This is a genomic window from Flavobacterium poyangense (assembly GCF_011751075.1).
GTDB lineage: Bacteria > Bacteroidota > Bacteroidia > Flavobacteriales > Flavobacteriaceae > Flavobacterium > Flavobacterium poyangense.
In genome coordinates, this window is record NZ_JAALLN010000024.1 from 40,768 (window position 1) to 64,401 (window position 23,634).

Below are 23,634 nucleotides of genomic sequence, written 5' to 3' on the forward strand. Positions count from 1 at the left end.
TATAAAATGAAAAAATCCCTGATGCTTTACCTTTTTATCCTTGCGATATTAATGAATGTTTTTACCTATATGTTTTATAGTCGCGAAGTTAAATTTGAGCAGGAAAGATACGAGAAAACGACCAAGAAACTTAGAGACAGCATAAGTTTGGTTTCAACAAAACTGGCAGAGTCAGATTATTTTTCTTTAGAAAATAATGAAAATGCACAAAACTATTTTGATAACAGTGCTACAGGAGGAAAAATTATTCAGTACGAAAAATTGATTCCGGTTGTGACTGAAAAATTATTGGACTTAAATTCGAATCCAAACGGAAATCCGTATACGGGACAGGATATGATTGATGGAAAAAAGTTTGTTATCAATAAAATAAAGATCCTGAACCACAGATGGATTATTGCTGATTACAGTAATGGTGAATTGTGGGGTGAAGTCTTATTAAAATACTTTGTTAATACTGATGAAAGTATTACTTTTGAAATAAATCAGTCTTTGTTGTATCAAAAATAAAGAGAGATACTCTTTTGTAATTCAGTAATTTAAAGTAACGAAATTATGAAAAAACTATTTTTGCTAGCAATTATTATCGGACTTTCTTTTTCTTGCAATAAGAAAGTTTCTCAGGAATCCAAAACGGTACAGGAAGAAGCAAAACCTAAAGTGGTTGGTGGTGATAGTGATGAACATGGGTGCAAAGGTTCTGCCGGTTACACCTGGTCAATTGTAAAGAAAGAATGTGTCCGACTTTTTGAAATTGGAACGCAGCTGGCCCACGCCGAAGACGGAAAAACATATTCTACAGTGGCTTATGTGATTTTTGAAGGGAATAAAGCAGAACTTTTTCTGGATACGCAAAAAGAGGCCATTATTTTAGAAAGAAAATCAGAAGGGGATTCGTGGGTAAAAGACGATTACGAATTAATACCTTGGAAAGGATATGTTTTGAAAAAAGCAGGAAAGATAATTTATACTGGAATATAGGGTTGGGAAATTCCAATTTTTGAAATTCCAAATTCCAAATTCCAATTTTTGGAGTGTGAAGATGTAAAAAGTGAGATGTGAAATGGGTGAACCAAGTTACATCTCACTTTTTATTTTGAATAGCCTCTTGCTTTAGCTTGAGTACTAGATGTGGTTAGAAAAGTTTAACCGCAAGGGCCGCAAAGAATTACGCAAAGTTCGCAGGGCTTAGCGACCTTTGCGTAATCCTTTGTGCTCTTTGCGGTTAAGAAAAACGGTATATCTTAATCCTGATTTTAGATTTAATTTACTAATTGCTTAATAAAGTCGCTCGTTACAACTTGAGCGAATTCTTCGTTTAAACTTGCTAATGCGGTTTGATGAATGATTTCTGCAGAGAAGTCTTCTCCGTTAATACCTTTTTTATTGAAGGTTGCTGTTGCATCAGAAGCTAAGTACACAGTATAACCAAAGTTTCCGGCCATTCTTGTGGTAGTTGAAACACAATGATCTGTTGTTAATCCTACAATAACAAGATTTGTAATTTTTGCAGTATCGAGTAACTCTTTTAAGTTCGTTCCGATAAAAGCACTGTTTACATTTTTTTTGATGATGGTTTCGCCCTCAATTGGTTTTACAACATCCTGAAAATCATTGCCCGGATGTGTCGCATTCAAAATGGAATTCGGATTAGAAGAACAATGCTGTACATGAAAAATCGGCAAATTTTTGCCTCTCCAGATTTCCAGAAGTTCTCCGGCTTTTTGTTCTGCAGTAACATTATTTCGGTCTCCTCCCCAGTAGGCGATATCTTCGAATCCTTTTTGAATGTCGATTAAGATTAATGCGGGGTTTTCGAGTTTTGTAGTTACCATATAGATTTAATAATTTAAGTTTTGACTGAGTATCAAAAAAAATATTCTTATATAAATTAACTCATTATTACCTTATTGCTGCTTTTTTGTTTTTAATATATATCGTATTCCAGTTGAAAACCCAAGAGATTGTGTTCTATAAGATCCTGAATTGCTATTAATTGTTGTTATTCCACCTTCACCATTTATTTCAATAAAAACAGCAAAATTGTCCTTTAGGATTAGTTTGTCAGCTCCAATTGCAAATATAAAAGTAAATTCATTATTTTTTATAATTAGATTTTCCTTGATTCTTGGAAAGGCTACGGTTTCATCTACTTCGCCTTTGTAGCTGTTGGTGTTGTCAAGGATATTATAGCCAAAACCTAAATCTGCATAAATACCAAAATTGTTGCCGAGACTACCTGCTCTTCTATAATTCAGGTTGAATGATTTCGAGTTGATGGTATATTTTGCTCTGGAAAAAGAATCGCTTTTAGAACCTCTTGTGCTATTTACATATTCAAAGTGAATACCATTTGTTACTTTTTTATGAGGATCACCAAAATAGTACAGTACAGAAAAACCTTCTTTGATGTTCCATAATGCATTTCCGATTACGGCTCGCCCTTCAGTTGTTCTTGAATTGGCAATATTGCTAAAGCCATAACTGACATTTGCTCCAAATTCTATTTGTTGTGAAAAACCAATTTGGACACTAAAGAAAAATAATAAGAGTAATTTTTTATTCATTCGAGGTAAATTAGGGGCAATTTTTAAAACAGTTGTTTTTCATAGTTAATTGTAAAATCAACTAAGTTATTTTCTTAGATTGTGACTGCGATTGGCACTAAAAACTACTCAATCGCCAACCAATTCTTAAAATCAAAGAAATTCTGAGGAGCCACACCATGTCCAACAGGATATTCTTTATAAACAGCAGGAATTTGTAATTTTTCTAAAACAGCAGGTGTTTTTCTGGCCCAGTCAATCGGAATGACCTGATCTACGGTGCCATGAGAAGCAAATATTTTTAGATTTTTGAAATCGTTTTTCTCAAAACCTTCTTTAATAATTTCGAAATTAAAATAACCGCTCATCGCAACTACTTTTTGAATTTTTTCCGGATACGATAGTGCCACCGCATAACTCAAAATAGAACCTTGGCTAAACCCTACTAAAGTAACATCATTGGCATCAATTGGATAGTTAGCTATTAACTCATCAACGAAAATTGCGATGATATCACGTGAAGTTTTGGCTTGTTCGTTATCAGAAAATTTGTTCTGATCAGCATCAAAATTAATCGCATACCAGGCATAGGCACCATATTGTATATCGTAAGGTGCTCTGGCAGAAATAATGTAATAATGATCCGGAAGTTCTGTGGCAAACGAAAATAAATCAGCTTCGTTACTGCCATAACCGTGTAATAAAAGTAAAACCGGATTTTTTTCTAAAATAACTTTTGGTTCTTGTATTTTGTATTCTAGGGATAGATTCATTTTTGTGTAAGTTTTCAGTTTCGGCTCTCAGTCTCAGTTTTAGTTATCAGCTTCAGTGAGTCCGACAAAGTATTATAATTTGTAATTGCCACAGCAATTGGAATTTGGATTTTTAAAAATTTGGAATTTAACTAAGAAATAGACTTAAACCATTTTTGAAAAAGTTCTCCAACTAAAGGAATTGGCCTTGTATGTCCCTGGATAGCACTAAAAATACCATAACCCCACAGAACAGAAATACAAATCCACATCGGGAAAGTGATAAAAAAGCTGTCAAAGTTACTGATGATCGTTCCTAAAGAGATAAAGGTCAAAGACAATCCCAAAGCCTGACGAATATGAAACGAAGCAAAACTATTTTTATTTTCCGAGTTCATAGACATGGCAATTAGCACCCCAATGATTAAAATATAGCTGGTAATTGCGGCTGTTTTTCCCTCTTCGATTGAATTATTCATTGTAATTATTTTGTGATAACAAGTTGATTTTGATTTAAAACACCGTACACGGTTCCTTTTATTTCAGTTCCTAAGAATGCAGAGTTCTTAGACTTTGAAAGGATGTTTTCTTTTGTGAAAGTGGAACGGCCTTCTGGTGTGAAAAAAGTAAAATTAGCTTTAGAACCTTCGGCAATGACCTCGTTATCAATTCCGAAAACGGCTTTTCCAAGGGTTAGCCTTTCAACTATAATTTCAAGAGGTAAAACAGTCAGTAAGGCTCCAAAAGCACTTTCAAGTCCGATTGTACCGTTTTTAGCTGTATCGAATTCCATTTTCTTAAATTCAATATCAATCGGATTATGATCGGAAGTAATCATATCGATAGTTCCGTCAAGAACTGCATTTACGAGAGCTGCTCTGTCGCTTTCAGCCCTTAATGGTGGAGTTACTTTATAACGTGTGTCAAAACCTTCCAGTTTTTCATCGTTTAAAACCAAATGATGAACAGCGGCACTACAAGTTACATTAAGTCCTTTTGCTTTTGCTTCTTTGATCATCGCAGCTGATTTTGCTGTAGAAACGGTAGGGATATGTAATTTTCCTCCGGTATACTCCAGTAAAAACAGATTTCTTGAAATTTGTAATTCTTCGGCTAAATTTGGGATTCCTTTCAAACCTAATTTTGTTGAAACGATTCCTTCGTTTACTACACCATTTCCTTTGAGGTTAACATCTTGGGAATAGGCCAGTACCAAACCATCAAAATCCTGTACGTATTGTAAAGCGATTTTTAGCAAATTGGCATTGTCCAGACTTTTGTTGTAATCGCCAAAAGCTACAGCACCTGATTTTTTCATATCGAATAATTCTGCCATATCTTTTCCTTCGCTTGCTTTGGTTAAAGCGCCGATTGGGAAAAGCTCTGTAGCAAAACCAATGGCTTTACTTTTTACAAAATTAATTTGCGATTGATTGTCGATAATAGGGAAGGAGTTCGGTTGTAAGGCAACGCCTGTAAAACCACTTTTGGCAGCAACAGTTAGTCCGTTTGCGATGGTTTCTCTGTCTTCGTAACCGGGTTCTCCAAAAGAAACACTGCTGTCGAACCAGCCTTGCGAAAGGTGCAGATTGTCAAATTGTACTTCTTTGGCGTCCGCAGTCTCAGGAATTGAAGTTCCTATTTTTTCTATAATACCATCTGCAATTAAAAGATCAACGGTCTTGTTGTGAAACGGACTTTTAGAGTCGATAATTTTGGCGCTTCTGATGATTATTTTCATATGTAGATAAATTTATTTTGTACTGAGCTGTTTTTTAATCGTGTTGTTTGTTATTTCGACGAAGGAGAAATCGCATCCAATATTCCATGCAGTAATGCAGTATAGTATTAGCAGCTGTCATTTCGACGAAGGAGAAATCACATACTGAATTACTTCACAAATTTGATAATGGCCATTTCTAATGCTAAAAATAACAGTGCAAAGATAACAAACCATTTCCAAAGTTGGCTGTCCGTTCGCTCAGTTTGTAGGGTGTTAAAAATAGTCGAAATCGTATCGGCAGTTTTATAATCGGAAACCAGATTGGTATGGACCTGACTTAAATCACTTTCGCTTCGATTGTAGTTGAAACTCAGGTTTTCTACCCAGTTTTTTTTATCAAAAATGCTATAATTTCCGGCCGTTTCAGGGAAATCATTGAAGACTAATTTTACTTTGTTGTTTAATACCTGTTGAATCGGTATAAAAGAATCATCATTTCCTTTTACTTCCAAAATCGCATCTTTTGTCAATAGCACATCTACAAAATAGGGCTGATTATTACCAATAGTCAAGGCATTAACTCCAGTCTTTTGATTGTTTTGCCCCATTTTGTAAAAAAGTGGTACAATCAACGGTGATTGCTGGAAGTTTGAATTTTCCGTATTAATCGGAGCTGAAAAAACAGAAACTCCCGAAACCGGATTTTGAACCATGGTTAAAAATATACTTTGGTCTTCATAAGATAAAACGGCCGGATATGGGCTCGAGATATCAAATGATTTAGCTGTTTTCGGATATTGAAAATTACTAATTTTATTTTCAAAAACACCCGAGAATAAAGGATGATCAAAGTTTATTTTGGTAATTAATTTACTCGTGTTCTGTAAATTTTTGAATTGAATTTTTCCAAAATTGTTTAAAAAAGAATTCAAATTCGTAACAGACGTTTTTTCAGATGGAATGATTACCAGATTACCGCCTTTTGATACAAATGCTTTTAAAGTGGTTTGCAGCGCTTGCGGTATTTCTTCTAGTTCGTTTAGAATAATAGTATTTTGTTTTTCCAGGCTATTGTAATCTAAACTACCAATAGTGTAATTGTTGTAATTGAACTCTTGCGAGGTATATATTCGGGATAAAAAGTTGCTTTTTTCGGCTGTACCAATGCTAATTACGTTAGTCTTTTTTGCTTTCGAAATGCTAAAATAAAGCTTGTTGTCATACGTCAAACCATTATCTTCAATCGTAACATAACCATGAAATGCCTCTTTTGGAATCGTAAAATTGATTTTCTTTTTCTTGTTGTCAAAATTGATAATTGTTTTGGCAATTAATTTATTCTGATTGTACAAAGCCATTGAAACAGGCTTAAAATCCTCACCGTAAGCCGAGAGGTTCACGCCAATTTCGTAAAAATTTTCTAAAGTCTGATTGATAAAAACGCTGTCAATTGCGACATTATTTTTTTGTTCAGCTTCCGGAATTATGAAGTATGGTTTTTCTTCAAAATCAATATTTTTTACCTCTTTTTCTGCCAAACCAACAGCATCTGTAATAATGACGATATCTTTTTTATGAGCAGATTTGTGTGCTTTTATTTTGGCCAGTATAGAAGAAAGTTCAAACGGAGTGGCGCTGTAGTTTAAATTTTGTAAAGCACTTTTAGATGATTTAATGTCGGTATTCCAAAAGTTTTCGGTATTGGTGAGTAGCGAAAATTGCGCTGTTTCTGGCGTGTTTTCAAGTAATTCCTGAACCGCACGCTTCAATAGTTCTCCTTTTTTTCCTTTGGCCTGCATACTAAAAGAATTGTCCAAAACAATATACATTTCGTTTGTTGCATTTTTACTGTCTTTTGCTTCAAAAAAAGGCTGAGCAAAAGCAAAAATGGCAAAAGCCAACAGTAACAATCGGGTTGCTAGTAATAATCTTTTTTTGATTTTCGAACTTTTTCGGGTTTGTATAGAAAGTTCTTTTAAGAAGCGAACGTTAGTAAAATAAGAGGTTTTAAAACGTCGTAATTGAAATAAATGTACCAAAATTGGAACAATCAACAGAAACAGAAAGTATAGAATTTCAGGGTGTTTAAAATGCATTCTGGCTTCGATTTACTTCACTACGTTTGATTTTTCGTGAAGATGCTGGTCAAAAATACAAATTTGTTTTTTTATTTTAACCATATAAGTTATATAAGTTCATGTAATTGCTGTGTGTTAAAAGGCAGCTACGTAAAACTTAAATTTACTTATATAACTTATATGGTTTTAAAAAATAGAGATTCTGTGAAAAATGTAACTTTTAAAAATTCATTTGTAATAAAAATAAAATGGTCTGTTGGGAATATTGAGTATTTTAGCCGGATTCAAAAAAATAAAAAATGAAAAGAGTATATATGTTGTTTTGGGCAGTGTTGGTTTTTACAAGTTCACAGGCTCAGAATAAATTTAATTTATTGGTAGGAACCTACACTAATACTTGTCCGAGTAACGGAATTTATGTTTACGAATTTAATGCAGATTCGGGAAATTTTAAGTTAAAGGGGTCTTCAGAGAATGTTTTGAGTCCAAGTTATTTGTCAGTTTCGGCGGATAATAAGTTTATTTATGCCGTAAACGAAAATGGAACTCAAAGTACGGTGAGTGCTTTTGGTTATGATTCAGCGAGCGGAAAAGTTAATTTTATCAATAAAAGCGATGCGTTAGGAGCAGATCCTTGCCACTTAATTACAGATGCTAAAAACGTAATTACTGCGAATTATTCTGGTGGAAATATCACAGTGTTCAAAAAAAAACCTGACGGAAGTATTACCGAAGGGCAACAAGTAATTCAACACGAAGGAAAGGGAATCAATGTTGCACGTCAGGAAAAGGCGCATGTGCATATGGTTTGTTTTTCTCCTGATAAAAAATATGTTTTGTCTGCTGATTTAGGCCTGGATAAAGTTTTCGTTTATCAGTACAATCCAGATTCTAAGAACAAAATATTAACTTTAAAAGGAAGTGTCAATGTGAAAGCCGGAAGTGGCCCAAGACATTTAACTTTTAGTAAAGACGGTAAATTGGTTTATTTGGTTCAGGAATTAGACGGAACGCTGACTACTTTATCTTATAATAAAAATGGAAGTTTAAAAGTAATTGCAGAAACAAGTATTCTGGCAAAGGACTTCAAAGGTGGTACCGGAGCAGCAGCCATAAAAATTTCGCCTGACGGAAAATTTTTATATGTATCAGACCGTGTAGACGTAAATGCAATCATAGTTTACAAGATTCTTAAAAACGGAGGCCTTGAAAAAGTAGAACAAGTAAGCACTTTAGGAAAAGGACCAAGAGATTTTGCTATTGATCCAACAGGAAATTATCTTTTGGCAGGGCATCAGTATACAAATGATATAGTTGTTTTTAAAAGAGATAAAGCAACAGGAAAACTTACAGCCACCGGAAAGAAAATCGAATTGTGTTCACCGGTTGGGTTGCTTTTTACAAAGATCTAGGTTTTTGGAGGTTCAAAGGAACAAAGGAACAAAGGAACAAAGGAACAAAGGAACAAAGGAACAAAGGAACAAAGGTTCTGAGTTTCTAAGTAGTAAAGGCCTTAAGTTTTTTCTAATTTTTCAAATAAATCACGAGTCTTCCGGAATAATCTGGTTTGTCACTCTGAGCGAAGTCAAAAGAGTGTTCTCCTGAGCGAAGTCGAAGGACTTTGCTGTTCGATAGAAGTTCTGAGTTTCTAAGTAAAAAAGTTTCAAACTTATAATGTAAAAAAGCTCAAAGATACAGTGTGCCAAGTTTATAAAGACCTTTGAACCTCTGCACCTTTGAGCCTTTGTATCTCAAAAAAAAAGAAATCTATTTATTCTGATCTTTTCTCTTTTTGTCTCTAGTCTTCAACATGTTTCTATTAACCGAACCATGTGTTTTCTTTTTGGTTTTTGAAGGACCTCCAAGATTTACTTTTTTATTTTTCTTGATTTTTTCATGAAAAGCACCATCTCCTGTAAGTTTTGGTTTTTTCGTTAAGAATTTAATTGGCTGACGGTCTTTTTCAGGTTCGATTAATTTCTCAGATATCTCAACTTCTTCAGGGAAATCAGCAATTTCAAGCTCCTGATTCATTAGAATTTCCGCTTCTACTTTAAATTCTTCTTCGCGAGGCGATATGAAACTGATAGCGGTCCCGGTTGCATCAGCACGACCTGTACGACCAATTCTGTGCATGTACAATTCTGGAAATTCCGGAAGTTCAAAGTTGATAACATGCGAGATGTTTGAGATATCCAAACCTCTTGCCATGATATCTGTGGTGATCAATCCGCGTAGATTTCCTTCCTGAAACTCTGCCATGGTACTCAAACGGTAATTTTGAGATTTGTTTGAGTGAATTACTCCAAACTGACCTTCGAAATGTTCTTCAATTCGAGTGTGAAGCATGTCCGAAATCTTTTTATTATTCACAAAAACCAAAACACGTTCCATGCTTTCGTCTGTTTCTAATAAGTGTTTCAGTAAGTTAACTTTGGTATTAAAGTTAGGAACATTATAAGTAATCTGTGTGATTTTTTCAAGGGGAGTTCCTGAAGCGGCTAATGTAACCTCTTCCGGAAAGTCAAAAAAGTCATTCAAAACAGCATCAACTTCGTCGGTCATGGTTGCAGAGAATAAAATATTCTGACGTTTGGTTTTCATCATCGCCAAAAGAGCGGTCAATTGTGTACGGAAACCTAAATTCAGCATTTCGTCAAACTCGTCAATAACTAATTTCTGAGTTTCATCAAAACGTACAACAGCGTCCAAAGCCAAATCCATTGTTCTACCCGGAGTTCCAACTAAAATATCAACTCCTTCGTAAACGGCTTTTTTCTGTGTGTTAATGTTTACACCACCAAAAATTCCAAGTGTTTTAACCGACATGTATTTGGTTAATTTCTCTATTTCTTCTACCACCTGAACAACAAGTTCACGGGTTGGAACCAGTACTACGATCTTTGGCGTATTGGTTGGGGTAAATTTATATAATTTTAAAAGAGGCAACAAGTAAGCAAATGTTTTACCGGTACCTGTTTGCGCAATTCCCATCATATCGCGACCTGACATAATCACAGAGAACGTTTTTTCCTGAATAGGAGTAGGCTTCACGAAACCTAATTCGTCTATTGCTTTTTGAAGTGATTTTGGAAGATTGAATTGTTCGAAAGTGCTCATTTACATTAAATTTTGTGCAAATGTACGTTAAAATAACGGTTTGATTGTTAGATTATCAAATGATTCGAGAAATTCAGCTATTTAATTGTTTGATTTTCAGTGATTAGGGTTTTCAAAAACATAAAGAGTAAAGGGTGTAATACGCTATTTTAGGGAGGGGAAGGCTTGTTTTTGCCCAAGCGTGTCATTTATTTTCGTCTATTCATTATCACTCGGGTTACAAGCGACAGAAGGAACAAATCACTACTTAATTCTTCCAGCGTGTCATTTCGACGCAGGAGAAATCACACGAGTAATTCGACAAAGATTGGCAAAATTCTGTATGGAGTTTCTTGTGTGATTCCTCCTTCTTCGGAATGACAAACCAAGCGATTAATTCAATTGATCAAAACAAATCAACCAACTTAGATAAAGAAATCTTTAATGTATTAGTAAGTCATAATTGTAGGTAGTATTTGAATTATTAAAAGTATTTAAGAAATAAAGTTTCATCTTGCCGTGTTGCATTATTTTTTGAATATTTTTGGTCGAATAAAATTTAAGGAAGATAGAAATTGGCTTAAAATATGTAGTGCTCGAAGAAAAAAAGTATCTCTTTAGATTAGAGTACTACTGATTTGTATAAGAAGCTATTGTCAATCAATATTATAAGAAATGATATGAATTATATTTGGGAAAATATTAATTGGATTTTTAAGTCTGACGGCACATTAAGAGATATTTATGTTCATAATACTTCTTTAGATGATTGGGGGAAATTAATTGATTTGCTAAATTTTGAATATAATTTGAGTTCTTTTTTTGGAAAGAAAATTAACAAAGAGAAAGCTTATAAATTTTTAGAAGACGAGACTGGGGAAGTTGAATTTTCGACGGTTTCAATCGAAATTGGCAATGTAAAAATAAACTGTTACTTTTTTTTTATTGATGAAATTGAATTTGATATTGTACCAAGTGAGATCAAAACTAATGAAGACTTTGAAAGTATTCTATCCTTTATGACGAAAGTAAGTTCAACTTTGAAAAAACAAATTATTTTGACAGGGGAAAATGATCCAAGTTTTCCACTCATAAAAATTAATTCAGAAGAAAATGTTTTTGAAATAATAACAGAAGAGCAATATTAGGGAGTATTATAACAATGAATAATGCAAAAATTAAAAACTAAAGTAGCTATGTAAATCCAAATTCACCACTTAATTCTTCCAACGTGTTAATTTCGGCGAAGGAGAAATCACATCTCAACTTAGACAAAGGTTGGCGACATTCTGGTTGGGGTTTCTAAAGTGATTTACTTCATTTCCCCACTATCGATTATATCTCCTGAGTTGAAAAAACAAATTAAAATAATAGATAATCCTAAACAACAAACGTGACAGGTTTTTAAAACCTGTCACGTTTAATTTAAGTAGAAATTAATGTATTTTAAGTATAGACAGATATTTACACAATAATGTCAATCCTGAAGAATAAAGAATAAAGAATCGTCATGGAAGTTCTATGCAGAATTTTGCCAATCTTTGACGAGTTGCGTGTGTGATTCCTCATTCTTCGGAATGACATACTGTGCGCAGATTTGTGAGACTTACTGTTTTTAGTAACCCAACCCCTCTACTTCTGTTACTTCGACGCAGGAGAAGTCACACACGAAACTCCGAGAAGTGAATCACCAATCTTTGTCGAATTACTGGTGCGATTCCTCGTACCGGAAAGACAAATCGCTACAAATTTCCTTAAGCGTGTCATTTCAACTTGATAGAAGCGCTTTGATATACTTTATATAAAAGTTTTTTGTAAGTTTGAAAGCAACGGCTTTGTAATATTCAGGTAATAAAGTTCCTGTGTTTCCTAGGTTGTAAAGTATTGCTAATTAATTATAAATCGTAACAAAACCAAAAGAAAATAATAAATGGATAAGATTAATGTATTAACTATTTTAACTGTAATTTCTTTGTTTATTCTATTATTTCTGGCGTTTTTTCTCGTAACGGTAAAAACAAAACACAAAGTAAGTAATTCTCTTTTTGCCTTTTTTCTGTTATTAACCGCAATTGATACCAGTGGAACCTTGTTTGATTTAATAATTAGTGGAGTTTCAAATTTTGAAATGCTAAGAAATTTACTTTGTTTTTTGCAAATACCTGTTTTTTACCTCTATGTATTATCTGTTTGTTATTCGGATTTTAAGATTAAACCAAAACATTTACTGCATCTGCTTCCGTTTTTAATTGCGAATCTGGTTTTAGTGCCTCGCTTTTATGCGGTAGATCTTGATGCTAAAATTAATCTACTAACTAATCGTCAAACTAGTATAGAGCTTCAGTTTAATCATATTCTTTTTCAACTTCAGGCAGTGGGCTATTTTATTGCCGTTTTTACTCTGTTACGGAAGGCAAAAAAACTATATCTTGAAAATTACGCGGGTACTAGTATTAAATTGTATAATTGGTTGTTTCAGTTTACAATGGTACTGGCCACTTTGTATTTAATTGTTTTCGTAAAAAACATCTTGAAGTTTTCAGACTATCCAAATATCTCCGAAGGAATAAAAATTAGTATTCTGGTATTTCAGGTACCTATCACTTGTTGGTATCTGTTTAAAGCATTAAACAATCCCGGTTTGTTTAGAAGTATTGATTCAAAACTAAAATTGGTTTCCGATATTATTTTAGAAGAAAAGAAGAGTGAACAAGTTGATGTCAATGAAAAAGAATATAGCGAAGAGTTGATAAAATTAAAGAAATTTATGACTGATGAAAAACCATTTCTTAATCCTTCGATAACTATTCAGGATATTTCTGTGGGAATTAAAATTCCTGTTCGGGACTTATCTCTTTTAATTAATCATAAGTTAGATCAGCATTTTTACGATTTTGTGAACTCTTATCGGATAGAGAATGCTATGGATATTCTAAAAGATACTACAAAAAATAAGGTAACTATTTTAGAAATTCTGTATGATGTAGGTTTTAATTCAAAATCATCTTTTAATACTGCCTTCAAAAAACATACGGGTAATACGCCAACTGCCTATCGTAAAAATTTGCAAAACAGTGCTTTGTAATTACTCGTACTAGTGTTTTTAATTTATTCGTACTTATTTTTTTTGACAAATGCGTTCGAGTATTTTTATTCGGTCGCATAGCGTTCGTATTCATCACATTTTTGTATCGAAATAAATTTTTAATCAAAAACACGATACAATGAAAACCACAGTAAAATTTTTAGCAGTAGTAGTATTAGTTAGCAACTTTTCTTTCGGACAAGACATTTCCAGAAAGATTGATTCGATAATAAAAGATAATTACAAGAAGAATCCAAATGTTGGTATTAGCGTTGGTCTTATCAAAAACAATGAAGAATACTATACGGCTTATGGCAATTTAAACGAAGAAAGTCAAATTGAAATAAACAAAAATTCCATCTTCGAAATTGCATCGATCACTAAAATTGTAACCTCAAACTTAATTGCACAGGCAGCCAATGATCATAAAATTAAAGTAGACGATTTTATCGACAGCTATCTTCCTAAAGAATACGTATTAAGTAAAAATCTTAAAAACAAAATCAAAATTTCTGATTTAGCATCACATCAGTCAGGTTTACCCGATATTGATTTTGCAAAGTTAATCGAATTAGATCCTCAACAGCCCATAAACAGTGTGACTGAAAAAACATTGGCAACATTAGTTAACAATTGTAATGAATTAACTGATTATGGTAAATACCGTTATTCGACAATCGGCATTACTTTGCTTGGACAAATACTGGAAAAGGTATATGGTAAGAGCTACGATGAAATCTTAAGAAATAAAATAATAGAGCCTTTACAGCTGACCAATACATTAACTAAAGATTTTAATGTAAAAAACAGAACGACAGGTCATAACCCAAATGGTGGTAGTCAGGAATTCTTTAAATGGAATGTTACAGCACCTGCCGGATTAATAAAATCAAGTGCTTCTGATATGGTTACATATTTAAAAGCAGTTTTAAATAAAGAAACTACAATTGGTAAAGCAGCTTTAATTACAGAAAAGATTTACTATAAAGATGAAAAAAGAGAATTAGGCTTAGGAATAAATATCGGTACAGACGAAAAAAAGACACTTTATATCAAAACAGGAGATTCTATGGGACAATCTTCGATTATAGCTTACAACAGAGCTGAGAATTGGGGTATTATCATACTACTGAATCAAAGAAACTCCAAAATGAGACAAAACTTGCTGAATGAAATTTGTGATTCTGTTTTGAAATAATCTTTTAAGATAAGAGTTGGTGTAAGACTTTTTCTTTTCTTAACCGCAAAGAAAAGTTTTTTTCACGCAGATTTAGCAGATTTAGCTGATATTTTTGTTTTGTTGTCTTTGTAAAATAATCTAAATAAATCTGCTAAATCTGCGTGAAAAAAAATCTTGACAAGCATAGGAGTTCGCAAAGCTTTATCGTTAAAGTTATCTCCTGCAGCTTCGCGAACTTCGCGGTTAAATAAACACAGAGTTAGTTGAGATTTTTATATTAATACTTAATTATCTTAAAACCCTTCAAAAACCCCCAATCCGAAGAGAGCAAAATCATATTTTACGGGGTCTGAAGCATCCATTTTTCTGAGTTTAAAATCTAATTCGGTTAAAGCCTTACCATCGTTTTGTTTTCGGGTTAGAATACCCAATTTTCGGGCAACATTGCCCGAATGCACATCTAACGGACAGGATAAAGCGGCTGGTGAAATGCTTTTCCAGATGCCCAGATCAACACCTTTTGTATCCTGACGTACCATCCAACGCAGGTACATGTTAATTCTTTTTGCTGCCGAATTGTTTAAAGGATCTGAAATGTGTTTTTGTGTTCGTGGCAAATGATCAATTTCAAAAAAGACTTTTTTAAACTCATGAATACTTTTCTGTAGATTGTCTTTTTCCTGATTTTTAGCAAAAACAGCTTCAAGTCCGTTGTGGTTTTTATAAATGTTTTGCAATCCTTTTATAAAACCGGTCAAGTCTTTTCCATTGAATGTACGATGTACAAAATTCTCTAATCTTTCTAAATCTTCTTCAGTATGTGACATGACAAAATCATAGGGCGTATTCCCCATTAATTCCATCATGGTATGTGAGTTTTTGATAATCATTTTGCGATTTCCCCAGGCGATAGTAGCACTCAGGAAACCGGCAATTTCGATATCTTCTTTTTGAGTGAATAAATGCGGAATCTGTACCGGGTCACTTTCGATAAAATCGAGATTGTTGTATTGAATGACTTTTTCGTCGAGAAATTCTTTGAGCTCTTTTTGGTTCATCATTGAAATGAAAATTCTTGAAATGCGTAAAATCCTGTTGACAGGAAGACAATAGTAAAGCGAATTGATTAACTTCTAATTGCTAATCAAACCGTCAACCATTATCAGTTTTCTGTCTGCCATATTGGCTAACTCTTCGTTGTGGGTAACGATTACGAAAGTCTGACCAAATTCATCACGAAGCTGAAAAAACAATTGATGTAAATTTTCGGCAGAATGGGTGTCCAGATTTCCTGATGGTTCATCAGCAAAAATTACATCGGGTTTGTTTATTAAGGCTCTGGCAACGGCTACACGCTGTTGTTCTCCTCCGGATAGTTCGTTTGGTTTATGGTTGATTCGGTGCGATAGTCCCAAATAATCTAATAGTTTTTTGGCTTCTGCTTCTGTTTCTGAAGGCTTTTTACCTGCAATGTAAGCGGGAATACACACGTTTTCTAATGCTGTAAATTCAGGTAAAAGCTGGTGAAACTGAAAAATAAAACCCAAGTTCAAATTTCTGAATTTAGACAATGCTTTATCGTTAAGGCCTAAAATATTTTCTCCATTTATGGTTAATGAAGTTTCAGTTTTTGATTTAGAAGGTTTGTCAAGTGTTCCTAAAATTTGCAAAAGTGTCGTTTTTCCGGCTCCTGATGCTCCGACAATAGAAACAATCTCTCCTTTTTTTATATGCAAATCAACTCCTTTTAAAACCTCAAGCTGATCGTAGAATTTATGTATGTTTTTTGCGTGTATCATTAAGAAACTGTTTCTACAAAGAAACAAAGATTCTGTCGATATTAAAATGGGTTGTAACAGAATTTTATGAAGAATGATTTATGAAGAGTTATTGAAGTTTTTTTTATATTTATTAAGTAATTTTAAGTTGTGAGATGTGAGATGTGAGATTTGGGGCCGCATTTGAAAAGCGTATTCACATTGACGGAGATTTTGGTGTACTATTTGCAGTAACAAGAAAAAAATAAAAGGAAATGAAAACGGAAGAAATTATTATAAAAGAAGAAAAACAGAGAAAACTGCTTCTGGGGCTGCTTTTTGATACGATCGGGATGCTTTCTTTTTTCGTACCGATTCTGGCAGAATTTACCGATGTTATCTGGGCGCCGCTAGCCGGTTTTTTAATGACGTATATGTACAAAGGCAGGGTAGGGAAAGTGGCTGGTTTTTTTGCGTTTTTGGAAGAGATTTTACCGGGTACAGATATTATTCCGTCGTTTACACTTACGTGGATTTATACCTATTACATTCAGAAAAAGAAGTAGCGACTGTTTAATCTTTAAACAAAAAGCCCAATCCCATATTTTTGAGCATTTTCTTTTCGAAATTCCAAAAGAAACGGAATTGCCCAAAAAGAGCACCTATTGCAACCAATAGCACCTGATAAATTGGAAAAATAATAATTAAACGGATTAGTGTAAACCAACCTCCGAAATCTTCTTTTGTAATTCCCAATAGTACACAAAAGGGTTTAGAAAGCCATGCAGAAGATGATCCTGTAATGGCAAAAACGGTAAGTATGATTATGGCTTGTAGGTTTGAGGTAATGCCCCAACGTTCTTTTAATCTCTTCATCCTTTATTTATAACAATTACAAATATAACAACATTATCTGGACGGAACATACCCCCAAAGCTTTTGTTTATAAGTATTTTGAAAATAAATCATGTAATTATAGATAAGGTAGTTTACTTCATATCCATAATCGATTGTAGGATTGTAATTAATGTTCATTTCGTACAAATTAGGACTGTAACGTTGCGGTTGTAAAACACGATTATTCCATTCGGTTATGTAAAGTCTGTTTTTAGTCTCGAGGTAACTTTGCGAATAATAATGTCGAGGATAGGCTCGGGAGGCTAACCATAAACTAAATCCGTTGTCGATAATAATAACTTCGTATTCTAAAGAATCATTCGCAATTCTGACCGTATCACTTAATGCCACATTTTTATTTACGGGCTCAGTTGTGTTAGTTTTAGCAGTTGAGCAGGCTATAATAGTACCTAAAATGATCAGGATGTAAACAGCATTTTTCATGACTTTTTCTTTGACTATAAATTTACGGAAAAAAAGTGAAGGAAGCGAGGTTCAAAGGTACAGAGTTGCAAAGGTTCAAAGGTTTTGTTGAAAATGAAAAAGCTGTTTATTCTGAAATAAACAGCCTTTTTATAATTTTAAGAATGATTATAAAGGGAAGAACTTTGGACCTTTGTGTCTTTGAGCCTTCACAAAGAAACCTATTTTCCAAACAATTTTCCTAGCAGGCCTGAAATACCACCTTTGCTTTGGGTAATAGCTACCGCATCGGCGATATCAACTTTTCCGTCGGCATTTTGGTCTAAGCCAAATTGCATTCCGTACTTAGAAATGGTATCCATGATTCCGGATGCCTGACCACTGTTTCCTGCAATTGAATTGATGATATCTGAAATCTGAAAACTGCTGTCATTTGGATCTTTTGCTTTATTTACCAAAGAATTCAATACTTGTGGAATCATATTAGAAGCAACACCGGAAGAGTCAGCGCTACTGAGTCCGAATTTCTCGCCAAGACTACCACTTAGTTGTTGTGTTATTTGTTGTACAACGGGATTTGAACTGTCTATTGGAGAACTTCCGTTAAATAAACCTGCCAGTTGTTCGGCACCACCTTCTGAAGCAATTTTTTGCAATCCTGCAAATATAGAATTACCTGCTTCTGCTACTACAGCTTCGTTATGCTCATTTGGAACAGCGCTGTTGTTTACAACTGCATCGCCTCCATATTGTTGTACTAATTGTGTTAATTGTTCGAACATGATTAATTTTTTTTGAATTGGTATCCTCAAATTTAATGAAAAAAATAAAGGGATTTATTAAACGATGTTAATAAATCCCTTTTAAGATATTTAATTGTAGTTAATTAGCTTAACAAAGTAATAATTTGTGAAGCTAGTTCTGTACCAATTCTGTCTTGTGCTTCTCCTGTTGCCGCTCCGATATGTGGCGTCAATGAAATTTTAGAATGCATTAAAATAGTCATTTCCGGTTTTGGCTCGCTTTCAAAAACATCTAATCCTGCAAAAGAAACTTTTCCTGAATCTAATGCTTTTACAAGTGCTACCTCATCAATAACTCCTCCACGTGCACAGTTTACAATTCCAACACCGTCTTTCATGATTGCAAGCTCTTTTTCTCCGATGATGTAACCATCCTGAGCAGGAACGTGTAAAGTAATAAAATCTGCTTCTTTAAATAAAGACTCTAAAGATTGAGAAACAATTGTTGTAGTGATAGACTGACCGTCAAAAAACTCCACTTTGATATCTACTGTCGGAATAAAGCTATCTGCAGCGATAACTTTCATCCCTAAACCTAACGCCATTTTTGCAGTAGCCTGACCGATACGGCCAATACCTACAATTCCTAATGTTTTTCCTCTTAGTTCGATACCATTTGCATAGGCTTTTTTCAAACCGTCAAAATTTGTATCCCCTTCAAGAGGCATATTTCTGTTGGAATCGTGTAGAAAACGAACACCGCTGAACAAGTGTCCAAACACTAATTCCGCCACAGATTCTGATGATGAAGCTGGGGTATTTATAACATGAATGCCTTTGCTTTTAGCATAATCAACATCAATATTGTCCATACCAACACCGCCACGTCCAATAATTTTAAGACCCGGACAGGCATCGATAATATCTTTACGAACTTTAGTCGCACTACGAACTAAAACTACGCTTACATTGTTTTCGTTTACAAAATTAGCTACTTGTTCTTGTGCTACTTTTGTAGTTATAACTTCAAATCCACCTTTCTCTAAAGCTAGAATTCCACTTTTAGAAATTCCGTCATTGGCTAATACTTTCATTTTAGGTATTTTGTTTATGTGGTTAATCGTCAATTTGTTTATTCGATGAACCAGTTATTACGATTTTCTTTTTTCTATTTTAAAGCAAACATTTTTTCGATTAAACAGTTAACCAAATCAACGATTAAACTTTACTTTCAAGTGCCTTCATTACATCTACTAAAACCTGAACACTTTCGATCGGCATAGCATTGTAAATAGAAGCTCTGTAACCACCCACAGAACGGTGACCCGGTAATCCTGAGATATTAGCTTCTTTCCATAAAGCATCAAAAGTGGCTGCGTGATCCGGATTGTTTAAAAGGAAAGTAACATTCATTTTAGAACGATCTTCAACGGCTGCTGCTCCTTTGAATAATGGGTTTCTGTCGATTTCAGCATAAAGCAAAGCAGCTTTTGCATCGTTTAATTTTTCAACGGCTGCAACACCACCTTTACTTTTAATCCATTGTAAAGTCAATAGCGATACATAAACAGCAAAAACAGGTGGAGTATTGTACATACTTTCTGCTTTAATATGTTTCGCGTAATCTAACATACTTGGGATTGTTCTTCCGGTTTTTTCTAAAATTTCTTCTTTAACCACAACCAGAGTTGTTCCTGCAGGCCCCATGTTTTTTTGAGCTCCGGCATAAATTAGGTCAAATTTAGAGAAATCTAAATCACGTGAAAAAATATCTGAACTCATATCGCAAACTACAGGAACGTTTGTAGTTGGGAATTCATTCATTTGAGTTCCAAAAATGGTATTGTTACTGGTGCAGTGAAAATAATCTGAATCAGTTGGTATTTCGTAACCTTTTGAAATATGGTTGTAATTTTCTTCTTTTGACGAACCAACAACAATTGTTTCTCCAAAATTTTTGGCTTCTTTTATCGCAGCTGCTGCCCAGGTTCCGGAATCTAAATAAGCGGCTTTTCCGTTTTCTTTCATCAAATTATACGGAGCCATTAAGAATGCGGTACTGGCACCACCTTGTAAAAATAAGGCTTGGTACCCTTTTCCCTGAAGTCCAAGTAATTCCAAAGCAAGCGAACGAGCTTCTTCCATTACAGCAACAAAATCTTTGCTTCGGTGTGAGATTTCAAGAATAGAAAGTCCTGAATCATTAAAATTTAAAATTGCTTGTGATGCCTTCTCAAAAACTTCTTGAGGTAAGATACTTGGTCCTGCGCTGTAGTTGTGTTTTTTCATGGTTGTTTTTAATAGTCGAGAATTTTAAAAGAAGCAAATTTCGGCAATAGGAGCTGAAAAAGCGATAAATTATTGAAAATAATTAAACATTTTTTTAATTTGTTGTTAACAAAAACGTTATAGTATCTACGTTATCTGCATAATCCCACAGTTGCGGATTTTGTGTTTGCCCGAAAGTAATGCTGTTTTTCAGTAAATCGTTGCTAACGATACACTGAATTTGCTCAGCATCAGCCTGAAGACGTTTTTCTAAATCTTCAATATTGTCGTAGAATTCATAAAAAACACTCGAAATAGGAGAGGCGTAACTTGAGTCTTCTTTGATGGTCAGGAAACCATTATCGAGTAATTTAAAATTGCTCATTAAAAACACAGCTTTGTTGTAGTCGTAGTTGTTTGCGTATTTTTCGTAATGTATCACATCCTGATACTTGAAAATGGCTTCAAAAAAAGCATCAAAAGAATATCCTTTTGGCACAAAAAGTTTTGAAACATTGCGACATCCCAGACCAAAATATCTGAAAATATCTTCCCCTAAAGCTTCTAATTGCTCTTTGGTTTCTTTTCCGTTTAAAACAGCAACCGAATTTCTGTTTTTTCGAATAATCGATGGCTTGTCTTTAAAATAATATTCAAAATAACGAGCGGTATTATTACTTCCTGTGGCAATTACAGTATCAAAGTTTTCTAATTTTCCTTCAACAAAAGTGATTTTATCTTTGAAATCAGGGTTAACGGCAATAATGTATTTTGCTAAAAAAGGCAATAAATGCTGGTCGTTGGAAGATGTTTTTACAATAGCACGATTTCCTGTTATTAAAACAGATAAAAAATCATGAAAACCGACCAATGGTATATTTCCGGCTAATATCAAAGCTACGGTTTTGTCATTTTGAGTAGAGTCTAAAGCATAAGAAGAAAGCCATTTTGTAATGTTTTCTTCTGTTAAAGCAGCTGCCCAGGATTGAACGGCAAAATAAACCTGTTCGGGAGTATACCAGCCATTATGAGATTGCGATAAGTGAATCAGTTTTTCGAAATCATCAAAAAATAAATCGTTGTGCAAAACATCCGATTTTTTAGTTGTTTCCTTTTCAGAAAATTGCGCTAAGAATTTTCCTAATTCAACAAAAACACTTTTTTTTGTTTCTAATGTCATAATGTTTGTTTATGAATTGTTTTGATTGTAATTTTGCACAAAAATAAGCTATATTAAGTTATAAGGCAAAGGAGAATAAAATCTTATACAGATTATTTCTAGGCTTGTAACTTTTAACTCGTAACTACTATAAAAATGGCAATAATTATAACCGACGAATGTATTAACTGTGGGGCCTGCGAACCGGAATGCCCAAATACAGCAATTTATGAAGGAGCGGATGATTGGAGATACAAAGATGGTACAAGCCTGTCAGGAAAGATAATTTTACCGGATGGAACTGAAGTGGATGCCGATGATGCGCAAACTCCAATTTCTGACGAAGTATATTACATCGTTCCGGGGAAATGTACAGAATGTAAAGGTTTTCATGACGAACCTCAGTGTGCTGCTGTATGCCCGGTTGATTGTTGTGTACCGGATGATAATCATGTAGAAGATGATGAAACCTTATTAGCGCGTCAGGCATTTTTGCATAACGAATAGTTCTTATAAGTTTTAAATACAAGAAAAATCCTAAGTTTTGAACTTAGGATTTTTTTTTACAAGCTATTTCTTATTTTGTTTTTGTATTGTATTGGAATTTAAGGATTTAATTTAGTTAATTTGGCAAATTTTTTTAACATTTGTTGGATAATCTTAAAAACTGCCTATGAGGAGATTTTTACTTCTGTTTTTTGTATTCTTTAGTGTTGGTGTTTTAGCTCAAAACACAGAATATTCTATTGTGGTAAAGGACCTTGAGACACAGTTGCCTATAGAAAACGTATCGGTTGTGATTATGAAAACCAAGCAAATTTTATTAAGTAATGAAGAAGGTAAAGTTACTTTTATAGTTAACGGTGCTACAAATGTTCAGGTTTCAGAAGCAGATCACGAAAGTTTAACCGTTCGATGGACTGTTTTAAAAGAAAGCGGCTTTGTTGTTTATTTAAAAAGCAGGCATAGTAAATTAGATGAAATTGTTTTGTCTAAAGAGTCACCTCAAAAAACACTGCAAAAGATTATTTCGAGCTCAAGAAAAAAACTGGCGATGCCTTATCGGTTAAAAGTGTATGTGAGGGAATTTTTCAGTCTTGATAATAAATATTCGTATTATAATGATGGACTTGTGAATTTTCAGTTTGCTGTGAATCAGAAAAAAGTGAATACTACATTACTGGTAGAGCAAAATCGCTCGTATGGTTTATTGGAAAACGATGTAAGTGCTGATTTAAAAGGATACAATTTGAATAATATCATGGAGAACTATTCAAATTTAAGTTATTTGGATCCTCTCTTAAATTCAAAAGCAAAAAAAGAATATGATTTTATTACCAAAGGGCATCCTTCTAATGCAGACTATTATATAATGAATGTTAGTCCTAGGGATAAAGCTAAAATTGCGGTAGATAATTTCGAAATTGTTTACGATCCGGTAAAAAAAGTAATTATGGAGTTCTCGATTAGTATTAGTCCGGGGATATTAGCCCAAAAAGTAGATGATACAACTGTTGGTGCTAAGAATATTACAAAATCGGTTGTAAAAGTAAATTACAGGCTCGATGGTTTAGATTATTATTTATTGAGTTCGAATGAAGAGATTGCTTATGATCTTGTTCTGAAAGATAAAAAAGTTAAAAACATTCAGGTTCGTAATCATTTTGTAACGACAAATTTCAATAAACAAAAGTTTAGTTATAGCGATAGTGATGTTTTTAAAGAGAAAACGCTGTTTAATAAACGAAATAAGATTCTGACCAATTATTGGGACATTTCAGGATTTACAGCTACTGAAGAAGAAAAAGTACTGATCAGCGCATTGGATTTTAAATTTTAAAAATATATGAGTAGTCCTGAAAAAGGTTGACTGGATTAATATTTTAAAATAATTAAACTGGAATAGAATTCGTTCTGTTCCAGT

General features: G+C 33.8%; 24 protein-coding genes. 9 read left to right on the forward strand and 15 right to left on the reverse strand.

All coding sequences use genetic code 11. The annotated features are described in order from the left end of the window. Positions 1-6 precede the first annotated feature (6 nt). Positions 7-510 (forward strand): hypothetical protein, encoded by a 504-nt coding sequence (locus G3A47_RS21130; protein WP_166926043.1) that lies wholly within the window; start codon positions 7-9, stop codon positions 508-510. Between the two features lie 45 nt (positions 511-555). After that, complete coding sequence (locus G3A47_RS21135) at positions 556-981, forward strand: hypothetical protein (protein WP_166926045.1); 426 nt, start codon at positions 556-558, stop codon at positions 979-981. A 281-nt stretch (positions 982-1,262) separates the two neighbouring features. Here G3A47_RS21135 and G3A47_RS21140 read toward each other — a convergent pair whose 3' ends face one another. From G3A47_RS21140 to G3A47_RS21165, 6 genes are all read right to left on the reverse strand, one after another. Next, entirely contained in the window at positions 1,263-1,835 is a 573-nt protein-coding gene (locus G3A47_RS21140; protein ID WP_166926047.1) for a cysteine hydrolase family protein, read from the reverse strand. Between the two features lie 72 nt (positions 1,836-1,907). Beyond that, complete coding sequence (locus G3A47_RS21145) at positions 1,908-2,567, reverse strand: hypothetical protein (protein ID WP_166926049.1); 660 nt, start codon at positions 2,565-2,567, stop codon at positions 1,908-1,910. A gap of 104 nt (positions 2,568-2,671) precedes the next feature. After that, complete coding sequence (locus G3A47_RS21150; RefSeq protein ID WP_166926050.1) at positions 2,672-3,319, reverse strand: alpha/beta hydrolase; 648 nt, start codon at positions 3,317-3,319, stop codon at positions 2,672-2,674. 131 nt (positions 3,320-3,450) lie between these two features. Continuing rightward, complete coding sequence (locus G3A47_RS21155; protein WP_166926052.1) at positions 3,451-3,777, reverse strand: hypothetical protein; 327 nt, start codon at positions 3,775-3,777, stop codon at positions 3,451-3,453. Positions 3,778-3,782: 5 nt separating this feature from the next. Then, positions 3,783-5,039, reverse strand: a complete 1,257-nt coding sequence (locus G3A47_RS21160) for a dihydroorotase (RefSeq protein ID WP_166926054.1) — start codon at positions 5,037-5,039, stop codon at positions 3,783-3,785. Positions 5,040-5,188: 149 nt separating this feature from the next. Continuing rightward, positions 5,189-7,117, reverse strand: coding sequence for a vWA domain-containing protein (locus tag G3A47_RS21165; RefSeq protein ID WP_166926056.1), 1,929 nt, complete (start codon positions 7,115-7,117; stop codon positions 5,189-5,191). A 281-nt stretch (positions 7,118-7,398) separates the two neighbouring features. On the opposite strand from G3A47_RS21165, the gene G3A47_RS21170 reads away from it, so the two are divergent. Then, positions 7,399-8,511, forward strand: a complete 1,113-nt coding sequence (locus G3A47_RS21170) for a lactonase family protein (RefSeq protein ID WP_166926058.1) — start codon at positions 7,399-7,401, stop codon at positions 8,509-8,511. A gap of 355 nt (positions 8,512-8,866) precedes the next feature. On the opposite strand, the gene G3A47_RS21175 is transcribed toward G3A47_RS21170, so the two are convergent. After that, a complete protein-coding gene (locus G3A47_RS21175) occupies positions 8,867-10,219 on the reverse strand; it encodes a DEAD/DEAH box helicase (protein WP_166926060.1) in 1,353 nt (450 codons plus the stop codon). Positions 10,220-10,878: 659 nt separating this feature from the next. Between G3A47_RS21175 and G3A47_RS21180 the strand changes: the two genes are divergently transcribed. The 3 genes from G3A47_RS21180 (at position 10,879) to G3A47_RS21190 (ending at position 14,481) form a co-directional block, all read left to right on the forward strand. Next, positions 10,879-11,346: a hypothetical protein gene (locus G3A47_RS21180; protein ID WP_166926062.1), complete on the forward strand. Its 468-nt coding sequence runs from the start codon at positions 10,879-10,881 to the stop codon at positions 11,344-11,346. Positions 11,347-12,128: 782 nt separating this feature from the next. Next, on the forward strand, positions 12,129-13,283 hold the full coding sequence (locus G3A47_RS21185) for a helix-turn-helix domain-containing protein (RefSeq protein WP_166926064.1): 1,155 nt from the start codon (positions 12,129-12,131) through the stop codon (positions 13,281-13,283). Positions 13,284-13,422: 139 nt separating this feature from the next. Next, positions 13,423-14,481: a serine hydrolase domain-containing protein gene (locus tag G3A47_RS21190; RefSeq protein WP_166926066.1), complete on the forward strand. Its 1,059-nt coding sequence runs from the start codon at positions 13,423-13,425 to the stop codon at positions 14,479-14,481. Between the two features lie 275 nt (positions 14,482-14,756). Here G3A47_RS21190 and G3A47_RS21195 read toward each other — a convergent pair whose 3' ends face one another. Both G3A47_RS21195 and G3A47_RS21200 read right to left on the reverse strand, forming a co-directional pair. Then, on the reverse strand, positions 14,757-15,521 hold the full coding sequence (locus G3A47_RS21195; protein ID WP_166926091.1) for a TIGR02757 family protein: 765 nt from the start codon (positions 15,519-15,521) through the stop codon (positions 14,757-14,759). A 75-nt stretch (positions 15,522-15,596) separates the two neighbouring features. Further along, on the reverse strand, positions 15,597-16,262 hold the full coding sequence (locus G3A47_RS21200) for an ABC transporter ATP-binding protein (RefSeq protein WP_166926068.1): 666 nt from the start codon (positions 16,260-16,262) through the stop codon (positions 15,597-15,599). A gap of 233 nt (positions 16,263-16,495) precedes the next feature. On the opposite strand from G3A47_RS21200, the gene G3A47_RS21205 reads away from it, so the two are divergent. Further along, entirely contained in the window at positions 16,496-16,786 is a 291-nt protein-coding gene (locus G3A47_RS21205; RefSeq protein WP_166926070.1) for a hypothetical protein, read from the forward strand. A gap of 7 nt (positions 16,787-16,793) precedes the next feature. Here the strand turns inward: G3A47_RS21205 and G3A47_RS21210 are convergent, their stop codons facing one another. The 6 genes from G3A47_RS21210 to G3A47_RS21235 all read right to left on the reverse strand — a co-directional run bounded on the left by G3A47_RS21210 (position 16,794) and on the right by G3A47_RS21235 (position 21,731). Next, positions 16,794-17,096 (reverse strand): DUF6787 family protein, encoded by a 303-nt coding sequence (locus G3A47_RS21210; RefSeq protein ID WP_166926072.1) that lies wholly within the window; start codon positions 17,094-17,096, stop codon positions 16,794-16,796. 33 nt (positions 17,097-17,129) lie between these two features. Continuing rightward, positions 17,130-17,561 (reverse strand): DUF6146 family protein, encoded by a 432-nt coding sequence (locus G3A47_RS21215; protein WP_166926074.1) that lies wholly within the window; start codon positions 17,559-17,561, stop codon positions 17,130-17,132. 200 nt (positions 17,562-17,761) lie between these two features. Further along, the gene (locus G3A47_RS21220; protein WP_166926076.1) at positions 17,762-18,322 is read right to left on the reverse strand and encodes a hypothetical protein; all 561 of its coding nucleotides are present in this window, start codon (positions 18,320-18,322) and stop codon (positions 17,762-17,764) included. 104 nt (positions 18,323-18,426) lie between these two features. Further along, positions 18,427-19,377: a D-2-hydroxyacid dehydrogenase gene (locus G3A47_RS21225; protein ID WP_166926078.1), complete on the reverse strand. Its 951-nt coding sequence runs from the start codon at positions 19,375-19,377 to the stop codon at positions 18,427-18,429. 124 nt (positions 19,378-19,501) lie between these two features. After that, a complete protein-coding gene (serC, locus tag G3A47_RS21230) occupies positions 19,502-20,572 on the reverse strand; it encodes a 3-phosphoserine/phosphohydroxythreonine transaminase (protein WP_166926079.1) in 1,071 nt (356 codons plus the stop codon). A 94-nt stretch (positions 20,573-20,666) separates the two neighbouring features. Continuing rightward, complete coding sequence (locus G3A47_RS21235) at positions 20,667-21,731, reverse strand: acyl-CoA reductase (RefSeq protein ID WP_166926081.1); 1,065 nt, start codon at positions 21,729-21,731, stop codon at positions 20,667-20,669. 135 nt (positions 21,732-21,866) lie between these two features. On the opposite strand from G3A47_RS21235, the gene G3A47_RS21240 reads away from it, so the two are divergent. Then, positions 21,867-22,217: a 4Fe-4S dicluster domain-containing protein gene (locus G3A47_RS21240; RefSeq protein ID WP_166926083.1), complete on the forward strand. Its 351-nt coding sequence runs from the start codon at positions 21,867-21,869 to the stop codon at positions 22,215-22,217. A 166-nt stretch (positions 22,218-22,383) separates the two neighbouring features. Further along, complete coding sequence (locus G3A47_RS21245; RefSeq protein ID WP_166926085.1) at positions 22,384-23,550, forward strand: hypothetical protein; 1,167 nt, start codon at positions 22,384-22,386, stop codon at positions 23,548-23,550. Positions 23,551-23,634 lie beyond the last annotated feature (84 nt).

Excerpts from the sequence above, each read along its gene's own strand:
- G3A47_RS21145 (WP_166926049.1), bottom strand. The coding sequence starts at position 2,567 with ATGAATAAAAAATTACTCTTATTATTTTTCTTTAGTGTCCAAATTGGT.
- G3A47_RS21215 (WP_166926074.1), bottom strand. The coding sequence starts at position 17,561 with ATGAAAAATGCTGTTTACATCCTGATCATTTTAGGTACTATTATAGCC.
- G3A47_RS21220 (WP_166926076.1), bottom strand. The coding sequence starts at position 18,322 with ATGTTCGAACAATTAACACAATTAGTACAACAATATGGAGGCGATGCA.
- G3A47_RS21205 (WP_166926070.1), top strand. The coding sequence starts at position 16,496 with ATGAAAACGGAAGAAATTATTATAAAAGAAGAAAAACAGAGAAAACTG.
- G3A47_RS21240 (WP_166926083.1), top strand. The coding sequence starts at position 21,867 with ATGGCAATAATTATAACCGACGAATGTATTAACTGTGGGGCCTGCGAA.
- G3A47_RS21235 (WP_166926081.1), bottom strand. The coding sequence starts at position 21,731 with ATGACATTAGAAACAAAAAAAAGTGTTTTTGTTGAATTAGGAAAATTC.
- G3A47_RS21160 (WP_166926054.1), bottom strand. The coding sequence starts at position 5,039 with ATGAAAATAATCATCAGAAGCGCCAAAATTATCGACTCTAAAAGTCCG.
- G3A47_RS21175 (WP_166926060.1), bottom strand. The coding sequence starts at position 10,219 with ATGAGCACTTTCGAACAATTCAATCTTCCAAAATCACTTCAAAAAGCA.
- G3A47_RS21185 (WP_166926064.1), top strand. The coding sequence starts at position 12,129 with ATGGATAAGATTAATGTATTAACTATTTTAACTGTAATTTCTTTGTTT.
- G3A47_RS21200 (WP_166926068.1), bottom strand. The coding sequence starts at position 16,262 with ATGATACACGCAAAAAACATACATAAATTCTACGATCAGCTTGAGGTT.
- G3A47_RS21150 (WP_166926050.1), bottom strand. The coding sequence starts at position 3,319 with ATGAATCTATCCCTAGAATACAAAATACAAGAACCAAAAGTTATTTTA.
- G3A47_RS21135 (WP_166926045.1), top strand. The coding sequence starts at position 556 with ATGAAAAAACTATTTTTGCTAGCAATTATTATCGGACTTTCTTTTTCT.
- G3A47_RS21170 (WP_166926058.1), top strand. The coding sequence starts at position 7,399 with ATGAAAAGAGTATATATGTTGTTTTGGGCAGTGTTGGTTTTTACAAGT.
- G3A47_RS21210 (WP_166926072.1), bottom strand. The coding sequence starts at position 17,096 with ATGAAGAGATTAAAAGAACGTTGGGGCATTACCTCAAACCTACAAGCC.
- G3A47_RS21165 (WP_166926056.1), bottom strand. The coding sequence starts at position 7,117 with ATGCATTTTAAACACCCTGAAATTCTATACTTTCTGTTTCTGTTGATT.
- G3A47_RS21245 (WP_166926085.1), top strand. The coding sequence starts at position 22,384 with ATGAGGAGATTTTTACTTCTGTTTTTTGTATTCTTTAGTGTTGGTGTT.
- serC (WP_166926079.1), bottom strand. The coding sequence starts at position 20,572 with ATGAAAAAACACAACTACAGCGCAGGACCAAGTATCTTACCTCAAGAA.
- G3A47_RS21140 (WP_166926047.1), bottom strand. The coding sequence starts at position 1,835 with ATGGTAACTACAAAACTCGAAAACCCCGCATTAATCTTAATCGACATT.
- G3A47_RS21225 (WP_166926078.1), bottom strand. The coding sequence starts at position 19,377 with ATGAAAGTATTAGCCAATGACGGAATTTCTAAAAGTGGAATTCTAGCT.
- G3A47_RS21130 (WP_166926043.1), top strand. The coding sequence starts at position 7 with ATGAAAAAATCCCTGATGCTTTACCTTTTTATCCTTGCGATATTAATG.
- G3A47_RS21155 (WP_166926052.1), bottom strand. The coding sequence starts at position 3,777 with ATGAATAATTCAATCGAAGAGGGAAAAACAGCCGCAATTACCAGCTAT.
- G3A47_RS21180 (WP_166926062.1), top strand. The coding sequence starts at position 10,879 with ATGAATTATATTTGGGAAAATATTAATTGGATTTTTAAGTCTGACGGC.
- G3A47_RS21190 (WP_166926066.1), top strand. The coding sequence starts at position 13,423 with ATGAAAACCACAGTAAAATTTTTAGCAGTAGTAGTATTAGTTAGCAAC.
- G3A47_RS21195 (WP_166926091.1), bottom strand. The coding sequence starts at position 15,521 with ATGAACCAAAAAGAGCTCAAAGAATTTCTCGACGAAAAAGTCATTCAA.